Source organism: Mitsuaria sp. 7 (assembly GCF_001653795.1).
Taxonomy (GTDB): Bacteria; Pseudomonadota; Gammaproteobacteria; order Burkholderiales; family Burkholderiaceae_C; genus Roseateles.
Genome location: NZ_CP011514.1, coordinates 1,444,434 through 1,467,118, shown reverse-complemented (window position 1 = coordinate 1,467,118; position 22,685 = coordinate 1,444,434). Strand labels below are relative to the sequence as shown.

21 protein-coding genes are annotated in these 22,685 nt (G+C 68.9%); 6 read left to right on the top strand and 15 right to left on the bottom strand.

Annotated elements, in window-relative coordinates; all coding sequences use genetic code 11:
* Positions 1–2: 2 nt before the first annotated feature.
* From tssE to tssA, 7 genes are all read right to left on the bottom strand, one after another.
* Positions 3–497, bottom strand: a complete 495-nt coding sequence (tssE, locus tag ABE85_RS06525) for a type VI secretion system baseplate subunit TssE (RefSeq protein ID WP_067271540.1) — start codon at positions 495–497, stop codon at positions 3–5.
* Between the two features lie 13 nt (positions 498–510).
* A complete protein-coding gene (locus ABE85_RS06520; RefSeq protein ID WP_067271522.1) occupies positions 511–1,314 on the bottom strand; it encodes a type VI secretion system accessory protein TagJ in 804 nt (267 codons plus the stop codon).
* A 57-nt stretch (positions 1,315–1,371) separates the two neighbouring features.
* Entirely contained in the window at positions 1,372–1,869 is a 498-nt protein-coding gene (locus tag ABE85_RS06515) for a type VI secretion system tube protein Hcp (protein ID WP_067271518.1), read from the bottom strand.
* A 196-nt stretch (positions 1,870–2,065) separates the two neighbouring features.
* Positions 2,066–2,545: a type VI secretion system tube protein Hcp gene (locus ABE85_RS06510; protein ID WP_067271515.1), complete on the bottom strand. Its 480-nt coding sequence runs from the start codon at positions 2,543–2,545 to the stop codon at positions 2,066–2,068.
* A gap of 228 nt (positions 2,546–2,773) precedes the next feature.
* Positions 2,774–4,273, bottom strand: coding sequence for a type VI secretion system contractile sheath large subunit (gene tssC / locus ABE85_RS06505; RefSeq protein ID WP_067271512.1), 1,500 nt, complete (start codon positions 4,271–4,273; stop codon positions 2,774–2,776).
* A 51-nt stretch (positions 4,274–4,324) separates the two neighbouring features.
* Positions 4,325–4,834: a type VI secretion system contractile sheath small subunit gene (tssB, locus tag ABE85_RS06500; RefSeq protein WP_067271509.1), complete on the bottom strand. Its 510-nt coding sequence runs from the start codon at positions 4,832–4,834 to the stop codon at positions 4,325–4,327.
* A gap of 80 nt (positions 4,835–4,914) precedes the next feature.
* On the bottom strand, positions 4,915–5,976 hold the full coding sequence (gene tssA / locus ABE85_RS06495) for a type VI secretion system protein TssA (RefSeq protein ID WP_082938381.1): 1,062 nt from the start codon (positions 5,974–5,976) through the stop codon (positions 4,915–4,917).
* Positions 5,977–6,261: 285 nt separating this feature from the next.
* Here tssA and ABE85_RS28295 point away from each other — a divergent pair, with 285 nt between their 5' ends.
* On the top strand, positions 6,262–7,431 hold the full coding sequence (locus ABE85_RS28295; RefSeq protein WP_082938380.1) for a glycosyl hydrolase: 1,170 nt from the start codon (positions 6,262–6,264) through the stop codon (positions 7,429–7,431).
* A gap of 4 nt (positions 7,432–7,435) precedes the next feature.
* Here the strand turns inward: ABE85_RS28295 and ABE85_RS06485 are convergent, their stop codons facing one another.
* Complete coding sequence (locus ABE85_RS06485) at positions 7,436–7,729, bottom strand: hypothetical protein (protein WP_067271506.1); 294 nt, start codon at positions 7,727–7,729, stop codon at positions 7,436–7,438.
* Between the two features lie 341 nt (positions 7,730–8,070).
* On the opposite strand from ABE85_RS06485, the gene ABE85_RS06480 reads away from it, so the two are divergent.
* A complete protein-coding gene (locus ABE85_RS06480) occupies positions 8,071–9,012 on the top strand; it encodes a Crp/Fnr family transcriptional regulator (RefSeq protein WP_067271504.1) in 942 nt (313 codons plus the stop codon).
* Between the two features lie 36 nt (positions 9,013–9,048).
* On the opposite strand, the gene ABE85_RS06475 is transcribed toward ABE85_RS06480, so the two are convergent.
* The 6 genes from ABE85_RS06475 to ABE85_RS26810 form a co-directional block, all read right to left on the bottom strand.
* Positions 9,049–9,402, bottom strand: coding sequence for a DUF1428 domain-containing protein (locus ABE85_RS06475; protein WP_067271503.1), 354 nt, complete (start codon positions 9,400–9,402; stop codon positions 9,049–9,051).
* Between the two features lie 114 nt (positions 9,403–9,516).
* Entirely contained in the window at positions 9,517–11,679 is a 2,163-nt protein-coding gene (locus ABE85_RS06470; protein WP_067271501.1) for a GAF domain-containing protein, read from the bottom strand.
* Positions 11,680–11,686: 7 nt separating this feature from the next.
* Positions 11,687–12,601 (bottom strand): response regulator transcription factor, encoded by a 915-nt coding sequence (locus ABE85_RS06465; protein ID WP_082938379.1) that lies wholly within the window; start codon positions 12,599–12,601, stop codon positions 11,687–11,689.
* Between the two features lie 9 nt (positions 12,602–12,610).
* Positions 12,611–14,215, bottom strand: coding sequence for an ATP-binding protein (locus tag ABE85_RS06460; protein WP_197507226.1), 1,605 nt, complete (start codon positions 14,213–14,215; stop codon positions 12,611–12,613).
* A gap of 5 nt (positions 14,216–14,220) precedes the next feature.
* The gene (locus ABE85_RS06455) at positions 14,221–14,874 is read right to left on the bottom strand and encodes an MEDS domain-containing protein (protein WP_197507224.1); all 654 of its coding nucleotides are present in this window, start codon (positions 14,872–14,874) and stop codon (positions 14,221–14,223) included.
* 248 nt (positions 14,875–15,122) lie between these two features.
* A complete protein-coding gene (locus ABE85_RS26810; RefSeq protein WP_082938377.1) occupies positions 15,123–15,482 on the bottom strand; it encodes a four-helix bundle copper-binding protein in 360 nt (119 codons plus the stop codon).
* A gap of 415 nt (positions 15,483–15,897) precedes the next feature.
* On the opposite strand from ABE85_RS26810, the gene ABE85_RS06445 reads away from it, so the two are divergent.
* From ABE85_RS06445 to ABE85_RS06430, 4 genes are all read left to right on the top strand, one after another.
* Positions 15,898–17,091, top strand: coding sequence for a TolC family protein (locus ABE85_RS06445; protein WP_197507223.1), 1,194 nt, complete (start codon positions 15,898–15,900; stop codon positions 17,089–17,091).
* A 158-nt stretch (positions 17,092–17,249) separates the two neighbouring features.
* On the top strand, positions 17,250–19,334 hold the full coding sequence (locus ABE85_RS06440) for an ATP-binding cassette domain-containing protein (protein ID WP_157521986.1): 2,085 nt from the start codon (positions 17,250–17,252) through the stop codon (positions 19,332–19,334).
* Between the two features lie 59 nt (positions 19,335–19,393).
* A complete protein-coding gene (locus ABE85_RS06435) occupies positions 19,394–20,548 on the top strand; it encodes an HlyD family type I secretion periplasmic adaptor subunit (protein ID WP_067271473.1) in 1,155 nt (384 codons plus the stop codon).
* Positions 20,549–20,653: 105 nt separating this feature from the next.
* Positions 20,654–21,319 carry a response regulator transcription factor gene (locus tag ABE85_RS06430; RefSeq protein WP_067271469.1) on the top strand — a complete coding sequence of 222 codons (666 nt, stop codon included), beginning with the start codon at positions 20,654–20,656 and terminating at the stop codon, positions 21,317–21,319.
* Positions 21,320–21,323: 4 nt separating this feature from the next.
* Here the strand turns inward: ABE85_RS06430 and ABE85_RS06425 are convergent, their stop codons facing one another.
* The gene (locus ABE85_RS06425) at positions 21,324–22,553 is read right to left on the bottom strand and encodes an EAL and HDOD domain-containing protein (protein WP_082938374.1); all 1,230 of its coding nucleotides are present in this window, start codon (positions 22,551–22,553) and stop codon (positions 21,324–21,326) included.
* Positions 22,554–22,685: the final 132 nt, after the last annotated feature.

Here is a 22,685-nt window from a genome sequence, read left to right as displayed (position 1 = left end):
CCTCAGCCCTCGCGCACTTCGACCTGGCCGGCCTCGAGGTCCATCTGCGTGCGCAGCAGGATCTCCAGCGGGATCGGCTGCGCCCACAGGTGACCGCGGATGTCGAACTCGATCACGTTGTGGGTGTCCATGACGCTCTGCGTCTCGATCGCGCGGACCTCCAGCGTGTCGGGCAGGATGCGCGGCTCGAAGCGCAGGATGGCCTGGCGGATCTGCTTCTCCAGCAGGTGCACGTCCACGCGCGAGGCCAGTTGCCCCGACAGCGCCGGCAGTCCGAAGTTCAGCACGCTGTCGCCGACGTGCGAGTAGGGATCGCACGCCTTGCCCATCGGCTGGATGGCGTTGAACAGCCAGCCCAGGTCGCGCAGCACGGCCTGGCGCAGCTGCGACTTGGTCATGACGCGGCGCTCCTCCGCCTCGACGCGGTGGTAGGGATCGTCGTCGGTCAACCGGTCCAGCAGGGCCGGTTGCAGGCGGTCGCGGTGGATCTGGCTCATGAGCGCGTCGCGCTCACGACTGGCGCAGTTCGATCAGGCGCGCGTCGAGCAGGCCGGTCTCGCCCTGGTCGGTCATCAGCACGCGCTGGCCGACGCCGGCGTACTGGTCGTCCTGCGAGCCCGGCAGCGGCTGCCATTCGGTGCGGCGCGCCATCCAGACGCGCTCGTCGTCGAAGGCCACGCTGCGCGGATAACGCGTCGGGATCAGGGCGACGGAGCCGCCGCCGTTGGGGAATTCGAGGTGCGCCGCGGACCACACGAGATCGCGCAGGTCCGTCGGCGCCTCGATGTGGATCTCCTTGATCGCGGAGAACGGCACCCAGCAGTAGCGGCCGTTGATCACCGCCTCCAGCACCGGGCCGATGCGCGAGTCGCCGTCGCAGATCCAGTCGAAAGCCTGGCCGTCGATGGATCCGGGCGTCGCAGGCGCGGCGTCCAGCGCCTGCGCGCGCAGCTGCCGCGCACCGGCGACGTCGCCGTCATGTTCGAGCTTGAGCGAGTGCACGAAATTCGCGACCCACTCGGCCGGCTCGCCCATCACCATCGGCGTGGTGCGGCCCTCGAAGACGGCCTCGCGCACCAGCTCGCACTTGAGCGCCTCGCGGTAGGTGTTGACCATCGCCAGCGTGCCCGCGTCGAGCTCGCCGCAGACTTCCAGCTGCGCGGCCGCGCGGGCCCATTGGCCCGTCACCGCCAGCAGCTGGAACAGCATCGTGCGCAGCTTCGCATCCTGCGGACGCTGGCGCACTTCCGCCTGCGCCGCGGCCAAGGCCTCGGTCGGGCGGCCCGCCGCCAGCAGTTCCTGCACTGCGCTCATTCAAGACTCCCGTGGAATTCAATGCCCCGGCGGGCCCGCGGGCGCGCCGGAAGGACCTCAGGTGAGGTCGTCGTCGAAGGTGTGCGTGCCGCCCATCGCGCCCTTGGCGTTCTGGGTGCGGTACTCGATGTTGACCTTCTGGAAGCTCATCGAGATGCGCTCCACCGGCGCGCCGGTCTCGTCGCACTCGATGTCGTAGGACGCGATGCGCGCCTTCTCCAGCGTCAGGCAGAAGTAGTCCTCCTGCGCGCCGCCGGCCTTGCGCAGGTAGAGCTTGGCGCTCTTGACCTCGTCGTTGGTCGCCACCGCGCTCATCAGCGCGGTGCTGGCGCTGTCGAGGCCCTTGGTGATCGTCAGCTGGCGGTAGCTGCGGCGACCGGTCTGCTGACCGGCCACGGCATCGCCCGCGGCGCCCACGCCCCAGCTGAAGCCGCGCACGACGACGTCGTTGGCGTGGCCCGCCGAGGTGGACTCGCCCTTGACCTTGCCCGCGCGCTTGAGCGACAGGTCCAGGTACATGTCGGCGCTGCTCGCGCCGCTGGTCAACGGATTCATCTTTCGCTCCGGCATGGACAACGGATGACGGCACCTGTCGGCGCCTCAAGGCACTCGACAGCACTCGACGGTGTCGCGCACCGCCGCACCGTCATTCGTTGTCCGAGCGCGGCGCGACAGACCGGGGTCCGTCGCGCCGCGGGGATCATCGACGGCGGATACGCCAGCGCGAAGCCGGCGCACCGCCCTCAATGCATCAACGCGTTTCGGTCGTGGCCACGTTCCAGCCGAACTTGACCGCGCCGCCCAGACCGCCCTTGGCGTCCTGAGCCTTGTACTCGAACTCGATGTCGGCGTAGGACACCGACACGCTTTCGCTGATCTCGCCGCCGGCCGAAGCGGACGGGGAGACGGCGGTCACGAGGACTTGCTTCAGGGTGACCTTCAGGAAGTCCTGCTGGCCTTCACCGGCCTTGCGGCAGGTCAGCACGGCCTGGTCGAAATGCTTGCCCGAGGCGCAGGCCTTGGCCAGCACCGGGGAGGCCTTGTCGTAGTAGTGCGCGAACACGAACTGGCCAGGAACGCCCTTGCCCTTGCCCGAACCGGTACCGGCGGCGGCGGTGCTTTCCTGACGCACGTCCCACGACCAGGCCAGCAGGTCGATCTCGCCCTTGTGGTCCTTGTGGGTGGATTCGCCTTCGACTCCGGCGAACTTCAGATTGGCGTCGATCGTCATGGTCGATTTCTCCTAGATGAACTCTGTGAATACGGTCTCCGACTCGACGCTGACCGCGACGGAGACCAGGGATTTCGGACCTTGGAAGGTCCGGATGGCGGGGTGCCTCGAAAGTTCAGAACGCGCCTTCGGAGGCGCTCCCTTCAACACGTCGCGCGTCGTCGCGCGCGATTCTCAAATTCTTGTGCCGGCGATGACCGCCTCGCAGTCATCGCCTGGGTCTTGCGTTTACTTGCCCTTCTGCGACGGCAGCGTCGAGACCAGACGCAGCGACACGGTCAGGCCTTCGAGCTGGTAATGCGGACGCAGGAAGAATTTCGACGAGTAGTAGCCGGGGTTGCCCGGGATCTCCTCGACGACCACTTCCGCGGAGGCCAGCGGCTTCTGCGACTTCGTCGTCTCCGACGAGTTCGCCGGATCACCGTCGACGTAGTTCATGATCCACTTGTTGAGCCACTTCTCCATGTCGCCGCGTTCCTTGAACGAGCCGACCTTGTCGCGCACGATGCACTTCAGGTAATGCGCGAAGCGGTTGCAGGCGAACAGGTAAGGCAGGCGCGCGGCCAGGTTGGCGTTGGCGGTGGCGTCGGGGTCGTCGTATTCGGCGGGCTTCTGCAGCGACTGGGCGCCGATGAACGCGGCGAAGTCCGAGTTCTTGCGGTGCACCAGCGGCATGAAGCCGTTCTTGGCCAGCTCGGCCTCGCGGCGGTCGCTGATCGCGATCTCCGTCGGGCACTTCATGGCCACGCCGCCTTCGTCGGTCGGGAAGGTGTGGGCCGGCAGGCCTTCGACCGCGCCGCCCGCTTCCACGCCGCGGATGCGGGTGCACCAGCCGTAGGTCTTGAACGAGCGGTTGATGTTGGTCGCCATCGCGTAGGCCGAGTTGGCCCACGTGTACTTGGCGTGTTCGCCGCCGCCGGTCTCTTCCTCGAAGTTGAATTCCTCGACGGGATTCGTCTTCGCGCCGTAGGGCAGGCGCGCCAGGAAACGCGGCATGGCCAGGCCGATGTAGCGCGCGTCGTCGGACTCGCGCAGCGACTTCCAGGCGGCATACTCGGGCGTGCTGAAGATCTTGGTCAGGTCGCGCGGATTCGCGAGCTCCTGCCACGAGCCCATCTGCATCAGCGACGGGTTCACCGCGGCGATGAAGGGCGAGTGCGCGGCGGCCGCGACCTTGGCGATCTCGCCCAGCAGCTCGACGTCCGGCGGGCTGTGGTCGAAGTAGTAGTCGCCGACGATGGAGCCGAAAGGCTCGCCGCCGAACTGGCCGAATTCCTCTTCGTAGACGCGCTTGAAGATCGGGCTCTGATCCCAGGCCGTGCCCTTGTAGCGCTTGAGCGTCTTGCCGAGGTCGTTCTTCGAGATGCTCATCACGCGGATCTTGAGCTGCTCGTCGGTCTCGGTGTTGTTGACGAGGTAGTGCAGGCCGCGCCAGGCCGACTCCAGCTGCTGGAACTCGGCGTGATGCAGGATCGCGTTGACCTGCTCCGACAGCTTCTTGTCGATCTCGGCGATCATGGCCTCGATCGAGACGATGACGTCGCTGCCGATCAGCGTGGTCTGCGACAGCGCCTGCTGCGCCAGCGTCAGCACCGCCTGCTCGACGGCGGACTTGGCCTCGTCGGTCTTGGGCTTGAATTCCTTGTTCAGCAGCGAGGCGAACTCGCCGCCTTCGTACTCGATGCCCTGCAGTGAAGGCGCTGATTGCGCGAGGGTCTCATCGGCCATGGTGCGTGCTCCGTGGGGTCCGTCGGGTTCTGGAAGGTGTCGGCGCCGCGCTTACTGCGCGCCGCCGTCGGCCGGCTTCTGGGCCGTGGCCAGGGACTTCAGCAACGCCTCGTCCTTGACGACCTTGGCGATCAGCTGCTCGGCGCCGGCCTTGCCGTCCATGTAGGTGATCAGGTTGGCGAGCTGCTGGCGCGCCTCGAGCAGCTGCTTGAGGCCGTCGACCTTGCGCGCGACCGCGGCCGGCGAGAAGTCGTCCATCGACTCGAAGGTCAGGTCGACCATCAGGTTGCCTTCGCCGGTCAGCGTGTTGGGCACGGCGAACGAGACGCGCGGCTTCATGGCCTTCATGCGGGCGTCGAAGTTGTCGACGTCGAAGTCCAGGAACTTGCGGTCCGACACCGGCGGCAGCGGCTCCGTGGGCTTGCCCGACAGGTCCGACAGCACGCCCATCACGAAGGGCAGCTGCACCTTCTTCTCGGCGCCGTAGAGCTCGACGTCGTACTCGATCTGCACGCGCGGGGCGCGATTCCTGGCGATGAACTTCTGGCTGCTGGTGGCCATGGGGTGCTCCTTGAAGCGGGGATCGGGTGAAAGGCGGAAGGTTGAAGAACGGCGTCGGTCTCGGTGTCGCTGTCGGGCGCCTACTCGCTGGTCGTGCCGGCGAGCTTCTCGATCTCGTGCACGCCCTCGGGATTGAGGTCGCGCATGATCTCCAGGAAGCTCTTGCTCATCAGCCGCTGCGCGCGGCGGATCAGCAGCGGCGCGGGATTGCTGGGCTCGTGGCGCTCGATCCAGTCGCAGACGCGTTGCAGCGCCCGGACCGCGTCGTCGCGGCTGGCGATCGCGCCGGGCGCGGACACCGCGCCGACGGCCCCGCCACCGAAATCCGCGGCCGGCGCGCCGGTCGCATCGTCCGAAGCGGCGGCGGCATCGCCGCCCTGCCCCTGCAGTTGTCCGGCGGCCGCGGCGAGCGGCTTGAACAGACGCAGCAGCGGCGAGAAATCAGGGCCCTGTCCGGTGCCGAGCGGCGCCTCGATCGCCGCGACGATGCCTTGCACCGTCGGCAGCGCCTCGTGCAGTCGGGCGGCGAAGGCGGGATCGTTCGCGGCCTGCGCCGACAGTCCGGCCATCAGGCCTTCGGTCGACGGCACGGACTCCTCGCCCATCGGATCGGCATTGCCGAGCGCCAGTTCCACGTCGCGCACGCGGGGACCGCCGCGCTGGCCGGTCAGGCTCGCGGCGCGCAGGTCGGCGATGCCAGCCATGACGCTGGTCAGCGGCTGCAGCGCGTTCATGCGCATCGTCGGGTCGTCGTGGTCGGAGGCGTCCAGTTGAGGATGCACATGCGCCCACTGTTGTTCCAGCAGACCGCGGATGAGCGCCAGGCCATCGATGGCGGCGCTCAAGCCTTGCAGCCGGGCGCCGGCGCGCACCAGCCAGACGGCGACGCGCAGGTCGCGCGTCCGCTTGGCCAGCGCCAGGGCCTGTTCGTGGACGGCGTGCCAGTCGGGTTCCTCGGCCGGGATGATGGTGTCGCCGAATTGCTGCTCGGGTTTGCCCGCACCCGCCGCTTCCAGGGCGAGGAAGGCAGCGTCGTACTCCAGGTCGGCGCCGCATGGGGCGTCGTCCTGCAAGGGGGCAAGCAGCGAAATCAGGTCGAGGTCAGCCATCGCGTCGGAGGCAGCAAAACGGTTGCATGCCATGGACTCTATTGAGGGCTGTAACCGAGCGCAGTGGTCGAAAGTCACTTTGGCTCGACACAGGGGCGCTCAGGCTAGGGATTGCCGCCCCGCGCAAGTCAAGGGGAGGCACGTCGTCATCACGCGCGACACCCTCTTCCGAGGTAGCAGGATGAATGCGAGCCGTCAGCAACATTAACAATGTGTTTCGGTGCGGGACAAGAACATGTCGAGCCACCCATACTGCGGCCCGCAAGACCTGTCCCCTTCGCGAGGGACAGATCGCTCCAACGCTGCAAGAGCTCCTCCATGAAGCATCCGGCTGAATCCTCCTTGAACGCACTGGCGGCCCCGACCGCGACGACGCTCGTCGCGCCGCCGCCGCCCGACGCCGACCGTCGTCGCCTGCTGACGCTGGCCGGCGCGGGCGCGCTGTCCGTCACCCTGGCCGCCTGCGGCGGTGGTGGCAGTGGCGGGGACTCGCCTGCAATACCCGCGGCGCCCCCGCCAGGATCGCCGCCCGCTTCACCACCACCGCCGGCCTCACCGCCACCCCCGGCCGCTCCGCCGCCACCGGCGTCACCACCCCCTCCGGCTGCGCCGCCGCCCTCGGGATCGCCCCCGGCTTCACCGCCGCCCCCGGCGTCGCCCCCGCCTCCCGCATCGCCACCCCCGCCCCCGCCGCCGCCTCCTCCGCCGGCACCGTCGGTCAAGCGTGGCATCGCCTACGACCTCAAGGATGCGGCCGACTTCAACGCGCTGTCCGGCGGCAGCGTGGGCTGGTGGTACAACTGGGCGCTCCAGCCCGACGCGAACGTCCGGTCGAACCCGTCGATCGCCGGCGCGATGCAGCACGTGCCCATGGTCTGGACTTCCAAGGACGTCAACGTCGCCAACGTCGTCGCGGCGCTGAAGGCGCGTCCCGCGGTGAAGGACCTGCTCGTGGTCAACGAGCCCAACCTGACCGATCAGGCCAACCTGTCGCCGGCAGACGCCGCCGTGCAGTGGCTCAAGCTGGAGGACATCGCGCGCCAGACCGGCGTGCGGCTGATCGGGCCGGCGCTCAACTGGGGCACGATGGCCGGCTACGAGGATCCGATCAAGTGGATGGACGCCTTCCTCGCCGCCTTCCGCGGCGCCAACGGGCGCGATCCGCAGATCGACGCCCTGGCGTTCCATTGGTACGACTACGGTCTCGCAGGCCAGTTGGACCGGCTCAAGAAATACGGCAAGCCGTTCTGGGTCACCGAGATGGCCAACTGGCACAACGGCGACGGCAGCGCGCAGATCGACACGCCCGCCAAGCAGATGGCGCAGATGGCCGACATGGTCGGCATCTGCGAGTCGCGCAGCGACGTGCTCCGCTACTCGTGGTTCATTGGCCGGATGTCGCCCGATCCGCACTTCACGAGCCTGTTCGGCGCGTCCGGCGTGCTGACCCAGGTCGGCCAGCAGTACAAGAGCCTGCCCAAGGCCTGAGCGATCAGCGCAGCGCGGCGATCAACGCCGCCTGCGCGGCGCGGCGCCGTTCCTGCGCATCGGCGCCCAGCCCCTGGGCGGGCGTGAGGAGCGCCTGCACCTCCACCACCGGCACCACGGCCGCCGCCGTCAGCCGCCGCACGACTGCGGGCGGCAGGCCGTCGCACGCGATCGCGCCGTACAGGTGCCCCAGCAGGCGGGCGATCTCCTCCAGCGCGGCGCCGTCCTCCAGCACCCGCGCGGGATCGAGCACGGTCACCTGCGCGCCCAGTTCGAGCACCGCCTGCTGGAACAGCATCGCTGCGGGCGCGCCCCCGTCCCCACACACCATCCCCATCCGGAGACCCAGCAAGGGCGGAAGCGTCGTTCGGGAAGACGAGGCGGGCGGCGGCATGGTCGGGCGCTAGGCGTGAAAGGCGAGCTGCGCAGCGTAGTCAGCTCACGGAAAGACGCGTTGACCGATGTCAACGCGAAGGCCTCGTTGCCGACGGGAACCGTGCGCCCTGTGCGGGCCCGACGGGCCGTTACTGAACCGTCACCGTGGGTTCACCGACTGTTGCTGATCGATGTCAAGGATTGGTGCCGCCGTTGCGGGCCGTTTCTAGCATCCCCAGCAATCCTTTCAACCACGAGATCATCATGCACAGCGCCATCGCCCTCGCCTCCCCTCCGAGCGACCTCCCCCGCGACCGCCTGCGCGATGCCCCGGCCGGCCGGCCTCGCGTGGCGCCGGCGGCCAAGCCGCCTCGTGACGGCGCGGCCCCGCTGTCGACCGCCGCGATCGTCGCCAGCACCACCCCCGGCCTGATCGCGCCAGACCTGCGTCCGCAACTGCGCCCACCGCTGCACGTGACCCTGTGCGAACCGCGCGTCGTCTCCCGCGATCCGCAGCAGCGCATGCTCGACGTGATGCGCACCATCCGGGACATCATCCAGCCGGCCGCCAAGGTCGTGCGCGCCGGCGACATGGTCTTCCGCGCCTCCCAGCCCTTCAACACCGTGTACCTGATCAACGCAGGCGCGTTCAAGCTGGTGAGCCGCAGCCTGGACGGCCGCGAGCAGATCGTGAGCCTGAAGTTCCGCGGCGACTGGCTGGGTTTCAGCGGCATCGCGCACGAACGCCATCCCTGCGACGCGGTCGCGATGGACACCGGCAACATCTCGATCATTCCGTACGACCAGCTGCTGCAGGCCTGCGCGCGCTACCCGGAGATGATGGCCGTGGTCCACGAAGGCATGAGTGCCGAGATCACCCATGAACGTCAGTCGCTGATGTCGGTGTGCACCCTGGCGTCACTGGCGCGGGTGGCGGAGTTCCTCTGCGCCTGGGCGCGCAGCATGCATCAGCGCGGCCTGCGCGCCGATGAACTCACGCTGCGGATGACGCGCGCCGACCTGGGCAACTACCTGGGCATGACGCTGGAGACGGTCAGCCGCTGCCTGTCCAAGCTGAACCGCGAAGGCCTGATCCTGTTCGGCGAGCGCGGCCGTCGCCAGATCTCGATCCCGAGCCGGGAACGCCTCGAGCAGTTCGTGATCGGGGGTTCGATGGCGCGGGGGAAGCTGGCGGCGGCGGCGTGAGCCGGGCGGCGCGAGGCGGCGTGCCGCCTCGACGGTTCAGGCTTGGACGATGATTTCGAAGCCGCCGAAGATCATGCGCTGACCGTCGAACGGCATGTTCTTCGGATCGTGGTTCATGCGCGGGTCTTCCATCGACTTCTTCATCCCTTCGTCGCGCACCTGGCGCGACGGCCAGACGATCCACGAGAAGACGACGGTCTCGTCGGGCTTGCGCTGCACGGCCATGGGGAACGAGGTCACCTTGCCCTCCGGCACGTCGTCACCCCAGCACTCGACGACGCTGAGCGCGCCGTGGTCCTTGAACACGGCCGAGGCGTCCTGCGCCAGCTGGCGATAGGCCTCGCGCTTGGCGGTCGGCACGGCGACCACGAATCCATCGACATAGTCCATTGCGGTTCTCCGGTTGTTGGCGCGGCTCGTTGCCGCCCCTCTTCCACGACGAATGGCGATGCGGGAAATCGACAGGATAGCGAGAGGCCGGCGCTTTCCGGCCGCGGATGCCCCTCAGCGCGACAGGACCTTACCGATCGCCCGCGCCAGCGCGGCGCGCTCATAGGGCTTGGGCAGCAGCGCCCAGTCCAGCGCGCTCTCATGCCCTGACGACAGCAGCTCCGCCGAGAACCCCGACATCAGCAGCACGGCGATGTCGGGCCATTGCTTCTGCACTTGCGACGCCAGCTCGGTGCCGCGCATGCCCGCGCCCAACGCAATGTCGCTGAGCAGCAGATGTGGCAACGGGCCGCCCCCCGCAGGATCAGCCGCGGCCTCCAGCTCGCGCAGATGCCGCAAAGCCTCTTCCGCGCTGGCGCAGGCCGTGACGCTGCAGCCGAGGTCGGCCAGGTAGCGACGCGCGACCGCGCGCACCTCAGCGTCATCCTCCACCAGCAGCACGCGCAGTCCTGGCGGCACGGCCGCGGCTGCCGCATCGTGCTCGATGGCCTCGCGCTTCGCGGCCGGCGGCTGGGGCAGGATCAACGACAAGGTCGTCCCGTGGCCCGGCGTGCTGTCGATGCCGATCGCTCCACGCGACTGGCGCGCGAAGCCGTAGACGGTGCTCAGTCCCAGTCCGGTGCCCCGGCCGGCCTGCTTCGTCGTGAAGAAAGGTTCGAAGGCGCGTTCCTTGACGTCCTCCGGCATGCCCGTGCCGCTGTCGGAGATGGCGATGCGAACGTAGCGCGTCGCGCCCGCTCCGGAACTCGCGGGCGTCGGATCCTCGACATCCTCTTCCAGCTCGCGGCGCAGCGCCGGTGGAATCGCCCTCAGCGGCCCGGCTTCGAAGACCAGTTCCCCGCCCTCGGGCATCGCATCGCGCGCATTGATGGCGATGTTCAGGAGCGCCGATTCCAACTGCGCCGGATCGGCCTGCACGTCGGGGCAATCGGGCGCCACCTCGATGCGGATGCGGATGCGCTGGTCGAGCGTGCGGCGCAGCATGTCGGCCAGCGACCGCACCATCGCGCCCACATCGACGCTGGCCGGCTGCAACCGCTGCCGGCGCGAGAACGCCAGCAGCTTGCCGGTCAGCTCCGCGCCGCGGCGCGAGGCCCGCGTCGCCGCCGCGACCAGTTGCGGCGCGAAGCCGTCGTCGGTCACCGCCGGCAGCTCGGCCAGCACCTGCAGGTTGCCCTGGATGACCGTCAGCAGGTTGTTGAAATCGTGCGCGATGCCGCCCGTCAATTGGCCCACGGCCTCCAGCCGTTGCGAGTGGTGCAGCGCCTCTTCGGTCTGCGCCCGCTGCAGGCAGGTGCCGAGCAGGTTGGCGACCGATTCCAGGAAGCGCACCTCCGCGTCGCCGAATCGTTTCGGCTGGCGCGAGCGCACGGCCAGCGTGCCCACGGGCCGCCCCCGATCGGACAGCGGCACCGCCAGCGAGGACACCAGGCCCGCCTCTCGATAGGCGTCGGGCACGGTGAACCGATGCTCGTTGCCGTAGTCCTCGACCACGACCGGACCGCCCTGCGTCAGCACGAAACCCTGAGGCGTCGCGGGACGGTTGGGGACTTTCGCGCCGAGGGCCTCGTCCTCCAGCAGGCCGACGCCGCCAGCCAGGCGCAACTCGGTGCGGCCCGGCTCGAGCAGGAACACCACCGCCACGTCGGCTTCGAGCGCCTGCGCGGCGATAGCCGGCACCTGGCGCAGCACCTCCTGCGGATCGAGCGAATCGACGGCGATCTTGCCCAGTTGCGCCAGATGCTCGCTGTAGCGCGCCCGCTGCAAGGCCTGGCGCACGCGCGGGTATTCGGCGACGCTGCGGATCGAGGCCATCGTGTAGGGCAGCCCGAGCGGCTGCAACGGGCTCAAGGCGATCTCCACCAGGACCTCCGACCCGTCACGCCGACGCGCGACCAGCTCGGTGGCCGTGCCCCCCATGGGCCGCGATCGCGGCGCCCCTTCGTAGGCATGCCGGTAAGACGCGTGGCGCGGACGGATGCTGTCAGGCACCAGCATCTCGACGGAGGCGCCGATCAACGCCTCGTTCGCATAACCCAGCAGTTGGGACGCGGTCGGATTCGCAAGCCGGATCAGCCCCTGGTCGTCGACCAGCAGCAGCCCGTCCGGCGACGCGGCGAACAACGCGCGGAAGATCGCGGACTCGTCGAGGGCGGGCACCCCGTCATCGATCGCATTGATCGCGCCGGCAGTGGCGTCGTTGGTCGCGTCGCCCATGGCACGCTCAGGTCGAGATCGTCGAGGTCACCCTCGGCGCGAACAGGTAGCCGGCGCCTCGCACCGACTTGATCCATTGGCCCTCGCCCGACTCGGCGCCGAGCTTGCGACGCAGGCGTCCGACCTGGACGTCGATCGTGCGGTCGAACGGGCCGGACTCGCGGCCCCGCGTGTGCTCCAGCAGGAAGTCCCGCGACAGCACGCGCCCGGGATGCAGCATGAGGATGTGCAGCAGATCGAACTCGCCGGTGGTCAGTGCGACGTCCACGCCGTCCGGCCCGGTCACGCGACGAGCGGACACGTCCACGGTCCAGCCTTCGAAGTGGAGCCGCTCACGACCGGCGGACAGGTCGTGGACGATTTCGCCCGGCTGTCCGCGCAGCATGGACGCAGACGACGACGCCGCCGACATCGACCCCAGGGAGGTGCCCGAACTCACGGGATATGTCGGTGCGGAAGCAGGCGCCGCCGGCCCGGGGGCAAGGCGACGCAGCACGGCCTTCACACGGGCCACCAGCTCGCGCAGGTCGAAAGGCTTGGTCACGTAGTCGTCGGCGCCGACCTCCAGTCCGACGACCTTGTCGACGGCATCGCCGCGCCCGGTGACGATCACCAGGCCGCAGCGCCAGTGCTCGCGCAACTGACGCGCGATCACGAATCCGTCCTCGCCGGGCAGACCCAGGTCCAGCAGCACCAGGTCGGGCGTGTCCGTCGCCATCAGGTCCATCAACGCGCGGCCGGTGTGGAGCTGCGTCGTGCGGAAGCCGTGCGACGCCAGGTAACCGGCCAGCAACTGGGTGATGTCGGGCTCGTCGTCGAGGATCGCCAGGTGCGCAGGCACGGGCGCGGACGATGGCGCAGACGCCGGTGCGGGCGCGCTCGCCGGGGCGGTCGTGGAAGGAGGGAAATCAGGCGCGGTCATGAGCCCCGATTAGAGCGCGTCCGCACGCATCAGCCGCTCCAGCGTGCGCGTCAGGCGATCCAGGTCGATCGGCTTGACCATGTGTTCGTCGAAGCCGCTGCTCAGCGCCTTGTCGCGATCGGAGGCCTGGCCATACCCGGTGAGCGCGATCAGCCGCGGCGCGGCTGCACCGAGTTCGTGGTGGATCAGCGTCGCGAGCTGGTAGCCATCGATCACCGGCATGCCGATGTCGAGCACCGCGGCGTCGAACCGGGCGGCGCGCACCCGGTCCAGCGCTTCCTGCGGCAGCGTCGTCGTGACGACGTCGTACCCGGCATAGCGCAGCGCCATGCCCAGCGTCTCGGCGGCGTCGCGGTTGTCGTCGACGACCAGGACCCGCCCCTGCACCGGCGGCAGCGTGTCCAGCGCCTCGGTGGCCGGGCCGGGCGTGGGCGGCTCCGCATGCACTTCCGCCGGCAGCGTCACGCGGAAGGTCGCGCCCTGCCCCGGTCCGGCGCTGAACACCGCCACCTGGCCGTGATGCATCTCGACCAGCTGCTTCACGATCGCCAGCCCGATGCCGAGCCCGCCCTTGGAGCGGTCCAGCGTCGTCGAGCCCTGCTCGAACAGTTCGAACACCCGCGGCAGCATGTCCGCATCGATGCCGGCGCCGTTGTCCTGCACCTCGATCACCAGCGCGTTGCCGACAGCGCGCGCCCCGACGCGGATCTCGCCGTTCGTCGGCGTGTACTTGGCGGCGTTGCTCAGCAGGTTGACGACGACCTGCCGCAGCCGCGCCCGGTCGCCCACCAGCCGCAGTTCCGGCCCGACCTCGCAGGCCACCCGCAGCAGGTGGTTGCGTTCCTCGAGCAGCGGGCTCACGCCCTCGATCGCGTCGCTCAGCAGGAAAGGCACGTCCACCGGTTCGCGCGACAGCTCGATCTTGCCGCGCGTGATGCGCGTGATGTCGAGCAAGTCGTCGACCAGCTTGGACAGGTGGCCGACCTGGCGCTCGATGATCTCGTGCTCGCGCGACAGCTGGCCCGTCTGCAGGCGGATCAGGTGCAGCGCGGTGGAGATCGGCGCCAGCGGGTTGCGCAGCTCGTGACCGAGCATGGCGAGGAACTCGTCCTTCGCGCTCGCGGCACGTTCACGCTCGTGATCCAGTCGCGCCGCGTGCAGGCCGGTCGACGCCAGCGTCGCCGCGGCGCGCATGAAGGCACTCTGGTGCGGCGACGGGAAGTCCGGTCGCGAGGAGCCGAACCACAGGCTGCCCGCCCGGCCCGCCGGCCCCAGGTAGAGCCGCACCACGCGCAAGGTGCCCAGCGGCGATTCCAGCGCGGTCGCGTGGTCCGCGGTGTCGGGCATCTGGCGGCAGGCGAGGATGAAATCGGTCCAGGCCTCCTGCGACACGCGCACGCCGCCGAGCTGCAGGACCGTCGCCGGCGCGGCGTCCGGCACCAGCGGCGCATGCAGCAGGCAGACCGCCGTGCCGACGATCCGGTTCACGGCCTCGGTCGTCAGTTGCAGGACGGTGGCCGCGTCACGCCCGACCCAGAGGGCCGGCAGCGCGAGCAGGCCCATCAGGTCGCGCAGCGCCTGATCGGCGGCGGACGGTTCTCTTTCTCGGGACATCGTGGTCATTCGGCCCGCCGGTGTCGTGCCGGCACTGGGAGGGCCACCGGAGCGGAGCGAGCGCGACGTCGCCCCGTGGCACGGCGCGCGGACAGCTCGCGCAGCATCTCGGCCGGCGGCGTGAAGAACGGATTCTCTCGCAGCACGCCGCCGATCATCGTGAGCGGATGCGTGCGCAGCAGATCCATCATGGTGGCGCCGTCCAGCGGCGCGAGGTCGTAGACGCAGATCGCCAGCCGGCGATTCGTGTCGAGGACGCCGTTGAGGCGCGCCTCGTACTCCAGCAGGTCCAGACGGTCGAAGCCGTGCCGGACGGCCCAGCCCATCTGCGACATGACGCGCAGCCCGTCGAATCCGGCCTGGGCGCCGCCTTGCGCCGACGTGGCCAGCGCCATGGCCGCCAGCAGGGCCTCCACGTCGAGCGCGCCCGACGCCTGCGGCCAGGGCCACAAGGCCAGCTGGCCGCGGTGTTCGCACGCCACGACGTCGATCCCGGCGCCCACCAGGCGTGCCCGGTGCTCGTCGAGACCGCCCGGCTCGATCAGATGCAGGTTGCGTTCGTTGTTCTGTTCCGCTTCCCGGTAGAACGGCGCCAGCACCTGGCACGCGTCCTCCCGGCTGTCGAAAAAGGCGCAGATATGGAAATGAGGGGTGATCACTGCTTTCTCGCACCGTCCGCGGCGTCTTGGGCCAACGGGCGTCCTCCGTCCCGAGTTGCATCGGCCAGTCGGCTGGCTCTGAGCGGCTATGCCCGCATGTTAGCCGTGAAGCGTCACCGTTTCTGGAACAGTTGACGACTCGCGATCACCCAAAGGAAATTAAATCCGTGAAATTCAAAGTTGACACCGCCCCGAAACCCATTACTGCAATTAATCAGTGATCCGGCAGCAGTAAGTCGGACCGGCGCTCAAGCGTGGGCCCCCAGCGCGTGGCGCTCTCCCGCATGGACGTCACAAGCCGCCGCGCAAGCCCGGCAGGCCTGGGCACAACGTCTGCAATGCGCGTGCTGATGCTTCTCGCACTCATCGGCGCAAGCCCGGCACAGATGGGCGCACAACGCACAGAAATCTCCATGGTGAGCGGACTCCCGCGAGAGCACGCCGATCGTCGCTTCACAGACGGCGGCGCAATCCAGATCCAGCAGAGCGCAGGCCTCCAGCAGGCGATCGCCGGAGCGGATGCACGCATTGGCGCACTGACGCGTGGCGAGCAGCGCTTCGGCACACGCCTTCATGCAGGGTTCCAGGTCTTCAGTGGGGTTGGTCATCGCGGGTCCTTCTCAAGGTAAGAGGTGCCGCCATCCGGCAACCGCCATTCCCCCGGGGCACGGCCACATGGCGCACTCGCGGGACATTCGAATGCCGGAAGGTACTAGCAAATACTTGCTAGTTTCTTTGCACAAATGAACCACCAATGGTTGTCGACGTCAAAAGGCTAGCAAGGAAATGTCATTGTGAGACGGCAGGACGGGAAACGAAACTGAGGGCATAGAAAACAGCCCGATGGGTTTCCCCTTGAACCGCCAAACTCCTTTGCGCCCCTTGCGCTCATTCCGATCGGCGAATATCGATACCGCCGCCGGCTGGCGATATCCGCTCGCCGCGCTGGCTTTGATCTGCCTGGCGGCCCACGCGGACGACGGGCGTCAGGCGGCAGACGAGCCCGTGCCTGAAGCGCCCCTCGTGGCGTCATCCACGAGCGCGCCGCTGCCTGCGAACGCCGCGCCCTGGGGGTTCGCCATGGACGACTTCCTGGGCGGCGCCTTGTCCGCGGATCCGTCGATCGAGCGCGCCCGTGCCTCGATCGCCGCCGCCGAGGATGGCGTCACCGCCGCGAAGTGGCAGTTCGGACCCTCGCCCAGCTTCTCCCGCCAGCTCGCCGCCGGCACCAGCCGGTATGTCAATATGCTGAGCCTCCAGCAGCCCCTCTACACGGGCGGGCTGCTGTCGGCCAACCTGAACGCCGCACGGACCAGCCTGCGCAGCAGCGAGATGGAGTTGCGGTCCGCGCAGCTGCAATTGAAGCTGCGGATCGTGCAGACCTGGGCCGACTGGGCCAAGGTCCGCGGTCGCGTCGACAGCCTGGAGGCGCTGCGCGCGGAGCACCAGCGGCTGCTGGAGATGATCCGCCGTCGCAACCAGGCGGGCGTGGCCACCAATGCCGACGCGGCGCTGGCGGCCTCCCGGCTGAGCGCCGTGCAGGCCGAGCTGGCGCAGGCCCGGCTGGAGGAAGCCCTGCAGCGGGACCGCCTGCAGCGTCTGGCACGCCGCCCCGTCGACGATGGCGTGCGCCTCGTGCTCGATGGGGAGCTCCCCGCGCCGCCGGCGCTGAACCAGGTGCTCGACCGCATCCAGCTCTCGCCCGAGATGGCGATCGCGCGCGCCAACGTCGACCTGTACCGCGAGGAACTGACCAAGGCCAAGGCCGCGTTGCTGCCGACCGTCAGCCTTCGCCTGGACCGTCAGAGCGGTGCCTACAAGGACGATCGCATCGGCTTCGTGATCCAGGCCGGACTGCCGGGGGGACTGTCGGCCCTGTCCGGCGTGAATGCCGCCCGGTCCCGGATCGCCGCGGCCGAGGCTCAGGTCGCCGCGACCGAACAGGACCAATTGAGCAACTACCAGCTGGAATTCACCCGCCATGCCGCGGCGGTCGCCTCGCTGCGCAACGCCGAGCTCACGGCCGCGACCGGCGACGAGGTGCTGGCCTCGTACCGACGCCAGTTCGATGCCGGCAAACGCGCGTGGCTGGACCTGCTGAACATGGTCCGCGAGGCCTACGCCACCCGTCAGTCCCAGCGCGACGCCGCGATCGACGAACGCGCCGGCCTGTACCGCCTGCGCCTGCTCCTGGACGGCGGCCCGTCGCCCGGTTGAGCGGGTCGACGTCCGTCTTCTTCAGCAACGTCCGCCGTAACTCCCGCAGCACCTCCCGCAGCGCCCCCCTGCCCATCGCCACCCGCGAGACGCCCGCCATGACATGGAATCCCTTCAAGCGAACGACGCCCGCGTCGTCGCTTCCCTCGGTCGCCCTTGTGACCACCCTCACCCACTGGTTGCGCCTGAAGGGACGCCCCGTGCCCGCCGCGCTGGTCCGCCAACGTCAGGCGGAGTTGGGGCTGACCGGCGAGGAACTCGACGGCGCGCGCCTGCTGGCTGGTGCGCTGGATCAGCAGAGCCGTTTCGTGCTGCTCGACGCACCGCAGCTCGCCGCGTTGCCGCTGGTGTGCCACCACGCCGAGCACGGCTGGCAGGTGATCACCGCGCGCACGCCCGAAGGGCTCTGGACCTGCGCGGGCCCCGATCAGGTCCGCCGTGAACTCGTGCTGGACGACCAGCCCTGCCTGCACGCGGTGGTGGACCACGAGACCCACCGCGCCACGAGCCGCAGCGCGCGCGGCATGATGCTCGCGCAAGTCCGGGGCCAGTGGCCGATCTTCATGGAAGCCGCAGGCCTGTCGCTGGTGCTTGCGACGATCGGCATCGCCATCTCGTTCTTCTCGATGCAGGTCTACGACCGCGTCATCCCGAGCCAGGGGCACGAGACCCTGTGGGTCCTCACCCTGGGCGTGGGTCTGGCGGTGGTGATCGAGTTCCTGCTGAAGCTGGCGCGGGCCTCGCTGCTCGAACCGCGGTTGAAGCAACTGGATGTCGGCATCTCCAATGCGTTGATGGCACGGCTGAACGCGGTCCGGATGGATCAGCGCCCCGGTTCCGTCGGGACGCTGGCATCGCAGGTGCAGAGCTTCGAGTCGATCCGCGGCATCCTGTCGGCCAGCACGCTGTTCCTCCTCTTCGACATGCCGATGGCGCTGATCTTCGCGCTTGTGATCGCGGCGATCGGCGGCTTCTGGATGGCACTGCCTGCGGTGGTGCTCTTCGGCGTGACCGTGCTGACGGGACTGATGCGGGCCCGACGCATCGCCCGGCTGACCGCGAGCAGCCAGTCCGGGGCGAATGCCAAGACCGGCCTGCTGGTCGAGACCATCGAAGGGACCGAGGCGATCAAGGGCCTCGGCGCGACCTGGCGCTTCGAGGCCCGCTGGGCGGCGCTGTGCGAGGTGAACGCCGCGCAAAGCCTGGCCCTCAAGCATGAGAGCGACACCACCTCGTACATCTCCGCCGCCCTGCAGCAGGCGAGCTACATCGCCCTGATCTGTGTCGGCGCCGTGCTCGCCATCGACGGGCATCTGACGCAAGGCGCGATCGTGGCCTGCTCGATCCTGTCGGGTCGCGTGCTGTCGCCGCTGGCCTCCATCCCGCCCTTGCTCGTGCAACTGGGCAGCGCCCGGGCGTCCATGAAGGCGCTCGACGCGATCTTCCGGCTGCAGGTGGACAACGACGGCATGGACCGCGCCATCGTGCCGCAGGTCCTGCACGGCGAACTGCGCTTCGAGGACGTCGAATTCGCCTATCCCGGCCAGAAGGAGCCCCTGCGTTTCGGCCACCTGCGGTTCCTCCCCGGCGAGAAGGTCGCCATCCTGGGGACCATCGGCGCCGGCAAGACCACGCTCCTGTCGCTCGCCTGCGGCCTGAGCAAACCGACGCGGGGCACTGTCTATCTGGACGGCATCGACCAGCAGCAGATCCACGCCGGATGGCGTGCGAGCCACCTGGCCTATTGCCCGCAGCACGCATGGCTGTTCTCCGGCACGCTGCGCGACAACCTCCTGTTCGGACTGCCCGACGTCAGCGATGACCACCTGGTCGCCGCCTGCCAGAAGACCGGCCTGTGGTCCATGGTCGCCCGGCATCCGCTGGGCCTGGACCGCAAGCTCTCGGAAGGCGGCCGCGGCCTGTCGGGCGGGCAGCGTCAACTCGTGGCGCTGACGCGCCTCGTCCTGGCCGATCGCGCGGTATGGCTGCTCGACGAGCCGACCTCGGGCATGGACGACGGACTCGAACAGGCCACCGTCCGCCTGATGCAGCACCTGCTCAAGCCCGAGGCGACGCTGCTGCTGGTGACCCATCGCCTGTCGATGCTGGCGCTGGTCGACCGCGTCATCGTGCTCTCGCCGCAGGGCGTCCTGGCCGATGGACCGCGGGACGAGGTGCTGGCCAGGCTGCAGGGCCGACCGGCACTGGCAGCGGGGCCCGTGGCCGCCGAGCAGGCCGCGTGAAGCGTCCTTTGAAGAGCCGCGCGAACGCCCCCGGAACTCCCGACATCAAGAGAACGTAGATGACAACGACCAACCCCTTCCACGACAGTCAAGCGCGGGTGCGCTGGACCGTCCTCGCCACGGTGACGGCGCTGGGTGCCGGCTTGTGGTGGGCCTCGCAGGCGCAGATCGAGCAGGTGACTCGCGCTGGCGGCAAGGTCATGGCATCCTCTCGCACACAGGTGATCCAGGCGCCCGACGGAGGTGTGGTGGAAAAGCTCTTTGTGCGCGAGGGAGACGCGGTCCGCAAGGGCGCCCTGCTGGCGCAACTCGACAACACCAAGGCCAGCGCCGCGCTGGCGGACTCCAGCGAAAAGGCCGATGCGCTGAACGCATCGCTGGCGCGCCTGCGGGCCGAGACGCTGGGGACGCCCTACCGCCCCGCCGGCTCGGGCCCGTTCAACGAGCTGCAGCGCAAGCTCTACGAACGCCGCCGCACGGCCCTGCAGGAAGAGCTGGCGGTGCTGACGACGTCCGCCGATCTCGCCCGGCGCGAGGCCGAACTCAACGAGCCCCTTTACAAGGCCGGCGACATCAGCGCGGCCGAGTATCTGCGGCTGCAGCGCACCGCGAACGAGGCGGCGGGCCAGGTCACCTTGCGCCGCAACCGCTTCCTCCAGGATTCCCAGGCCGAACTGGCCAAGACCGAAGAGGAGCTCGCCAGCGTGCAGCAGATGCTGAACGACCGTCGCGGCAACCTGGAACACACGCAGCTGCGAGCGCCGGTCGACGGCATCGTCAACCTGATCACGCTGACCACCGAGGGCGCGGTCCTGCGACCGGGCGACGAGATCATGCAGCTGCTGCCCACCGGGGAAGACCTGATCATCGAGGCCCGGCTGCGCGCCGTCGACATCGGATTCATCCGGCCCGGCATGCCGGCCGTGGTCAAGGTGGACGCCTTCGACTACAGCATCTACGGCGCCCTCGACGGCAGCGTGACCTACGTCAGCCCGGACGCCCTGACCGAGCGCACCGCGCAAGGCGAACAGGCCTACTACCGCACCCACATCCGCATCAGCGGGAAGCGTTTCAAGGGCGAGAAGGCCGATCGCATCGTGATCCAGCCCGGCATGACGGCGACGGCGGAGATCATCACGGGCCGTCACACGGTGCTGGACTACCTGCTCAAGCCGGTCAGGAAAACGGTGTCGGAATCCCTCGGCGAGCGCTGAAAGCCGTGGCGACCGCACGACGCTTGCGCGAGCACCACTCACTTCACGTCATCCCTCTTCATCGACCATCAGCAACAACAACTCCGAACTACAGGGGAACATGCCATGATCACCGTCACCATCATCGAAGACGATGCCACCGTCCTCCAGCGCCTGATCGACGTCGTGTCGGCCAGCAGTGCCTGCCAGATCGTGGGCATCGGCCGCAATCGCGGGGAATCGGTCTCCGCGATCCTCGCCAATCGTGCCGACATCTACCTGGTCGACCTCGGCCTGCCTGACGTGGACGGCATCGACCTGATCAAGCTGATCGACGAGAAGTGCCCCGATGCGCACAGCATCGTGATCAGCACCTTCGGCGATGCCAAGCACGTGATGCGCAGCCTGCGCTCGGGGGCTTCCGGCTACCTGCTGAAGGAAGAGATCCAGCCCAGCCTGATCGACAAGATCATCGCCACCCACAACGGCCACGCGCCCCTGAGCCCCGCCGTGTCCCGCCTGGTGCTCGACAAGCTCGAGAGCCTGGAGACCGGCGTGAAGCCCAAGGTGGACAAGGGGCAGAAGCTCAAGGAACTCGGCCTGGGTCAACGCGAATGGAGCGTTCTGAACCTGCTGATCGAAGGGCTGCCGATCGTCGACATCGGCAGCCGCCTGTCCATCTCCCGCTTCACGGTGAATCAGCACCTGCGGTCGATCTATCGCAAGCTGAACGTCAACTCCCGTGCCATGGCCACCAGCGTGGCCCGGCTGCACGGGTTGATCGACGAGTGAGGTCTCAAGCGGCGGCCATCGCCAGGCCTCCGCCGGATGTGCCGCCTCGAGCGGACTTGCCGGGACCGAAGATCGACGAGAACGCCGCGGCGGGCCTGGACAACAGGCGCATGCGCAGCAGCTGCTTGCACAGCACGAAGGAGGCCCGCTCCAGCGCGCCCGACGTACTCCCCAGTCCCTCACGACGCAGCCGCAGCCGCCCTTCGGCCAATTCACCGCGCAGCAGCCGCGCCAGGTCCCGATCCCGTCCATGCACGGCGGCGATGTTGAACACCGCCAACCAGGCGACCAGCACCGCGCGCGGCAGCGCCATCAGCACATCCGTCAGCGATTCCGCGGTCGCCGCGCCGTGGGGCGCATGGATCGCCTGGACACGCAGCAGTCGCGCGACCAAGGCCGGGTGACGTCCCGCGATCAGCGCGAGCGACGAGGCCGAGACCCCCGAGCGCGCCAGCAGGAACAGCTGTCCGACCACGTTCGCATCGCAGCCCGGCAACGCGGGCACGGCCTGGGTCGTCGGGCGGGCGATGCCGTAGCCTTGGAAATAGTCGGCGCCCGCACGGCGCGCGCGCTGGAAAGCCTCGTCATCCTCGATCTTCTCGGCGATGACCGCCAGGCCGAGGCCATGCGCCTGGCGGACCAGTGCCGGCAGTTGCTCCGCGTCAAGTCCGACGACATCGATCTTGGCGAACTGCACCCAGGGGGCCAGCGCCCATCGCGCGTCGTCCGCGCGGACGATGTCGTCCAGGGCGAAACGGTAGCCCCGGCCATGAAGGTCCTGGATGCGCCGCATGAGCGGGGCGTCCACGACGACGGTTTCCAGCAGCTCGATCACACCGACATCGGGCGTCAACGCTTCGGCGATCGGACTCATCAGCGTGCGGCGGTCCATGTTGACCAGCAGATCGCCGATGGGGTGCTCCGCGGCGGGCGCATCGATCAGCAGCTCGCCATCGATCAGCGCGCCGGAGAGGGCCGCGGCCGTCGCGTAGGCGCCGAGTTCCGGGCCGACGCCGTCGTCGCTGGCATTCCAGCGGAACAGCAGTTCGGTGGCCACGACGCGACCGGCCCGATCGATGACCGGTTGCATGGCGTAGCGGAGGTGGGAGCCGAGGTGTTCGGCCTGCCAGTCCGCCTGGTCGCACAATGGCAGCGGGGACGGCGGGGACGGCGGAATGGGGGAGAGATCCACACCGCTGACGGGGGTGTGACCGGGTTCGGACGAGCGGGACATGGGCACTCCGCGGAGCGGGTAGCGAAGAAGGCTTCATGCTAAGAACCCGGGGCCGGACGCTGAATAACAAACACGTGTCATCCCCCGGGAGGGGATAGCAGTTATGGGAGGGGGCCACCGACTGGAACAAGG

Excerpts from the sequence above, each read along its gene's own strand:
- tssE (WP_067271540.1), bottom strand. The coding sequence starts at position 497 with ATGAGCCAGATCCACCGCGACCGCCTGCAACCGGCCCTGCTGGACCGG.
- tssC (WP_067271512.1), bottom strand. The coding sequence starts at position 4,273 with ATGGCCGATGAGACCCTCGCGCAATCAGCGCCTTCACTGCAGGGCATC.
- ABE85_RS26810 (WP_082938377.1), bottom strand. The coding sequence starts at position 15,482 with ATGACCAACCCCACTGAAGACCTGGAACCCTGCATGAAGGCGTGTGCC.
- ABE85_RS06475 (WP_067271503.1), bottom strand. The coding sequence starts at position 9,402 with ATGGACTATGTCGATGGATTCGTGGTCGCCGTGCCGACCGCCAAGCGC.
- ABE85_RS06435 (WP_067271473.1), top strand. The coding sequence starts at position 19,394 with ATGACAACGACCAACCCCTTCCACGACAGTCAAGCGCGGGTGCGCTGG.
- tssA (WP_082938381.1), bottom strand. The coding sequence starts at position 5,976 with ATGGCATGCAACCGTTTTGCTGCCTCCGACGCGATGGCTGACCTCGAC.
- ABE85_RS06510 (WP_067271515.1), bottom strand. The coding sequence starts at position 2,545 with ATGACGATCGACGCCAATCTGAAGTTCGCCGGAGTCGAAGGCGAATCC.
- ABE85_RS06480 (WP_067271504.1), top strand. The coding sequence starts at position 8,071 with ATGCACAGCGCCATCGCCCTCGCCTCCCCTCCGAGCGACCTCCCCCGC.
- ABE85_RS06520 (WP_067271522.1), bottom strand. The coding sequence starts at position 1,314 with ATGAGCGCAGTGCAGGAACTGCTGGCGGCGGGCCGCCCGACCGAGGCC.
- ABE85_RS06430 (WP_067271469.1), top strand. The coding sequence starts at position 20,654 with ATGATCACCGTCACCATCATCGAAGACGATGCCACCGTCCTCCAGCGC.
- tssB (WP_067271509.1), bottom strand. The coding sequence starts at position 4,834 with ATGGCCACCAGCAGCCAGAAGTTCATCGCCAGGAATCGCGCCCCGCGC.
- ABE85_RS06470 (WP_067271501.1), bottom strand. The coding sequence starts at position 11,679 with ATGGGCGACGCGACCAACGACGCCACTGCCGGCGCGATCAATGCGATC.
- ABE85_RS06515 (WP_067271518.1), bottom strand. The coding sequence starts at position 1,869 with ATGAATCCGTTGACCAGCGGCGCGAGCAGCGCCGACATGTACCTGGAC.
- ABE85_RS06460 (WP_197507226.1), bottom strand. The coding sequence starts at position 14,215 with ATGTCCCGAGAAAGAGAACCGTCCGCCGCCGATCAGGCGCTGCGCGAC.
- ABE85_RS06425 (WP_082938374.1), bottom strand. The coding sequence starts at position 22,553 with ATGTCCCGCTCGTCCGAACCCGGTCACACCCCCGTCAGCGGTGTGGAT.
- ABE85_RS06485 (WP_067271506.1), bottom strand. The coding sequence starts at position 7,729 with ATGCTGTTCCAGCAGGCGGTGCTCGAACTGGGCGCGCAGGTGACCGTG.
- ABE85_RS28295 (WP_082938380.1), top strand. The coding sequence starts at position 6,262 with ATGAAGCATCCGGCTGAATCCTCCTTGAACGCACTGGCGGCCCCGACC.
- ABE85_RS06465 (WP_082938379.1), bottom strand. The coding sequence starts at position 12,601 with ATGACCGCGCCTGATTTCCCTCCTTCCACGACCGCCCCGGCGAGCGCG.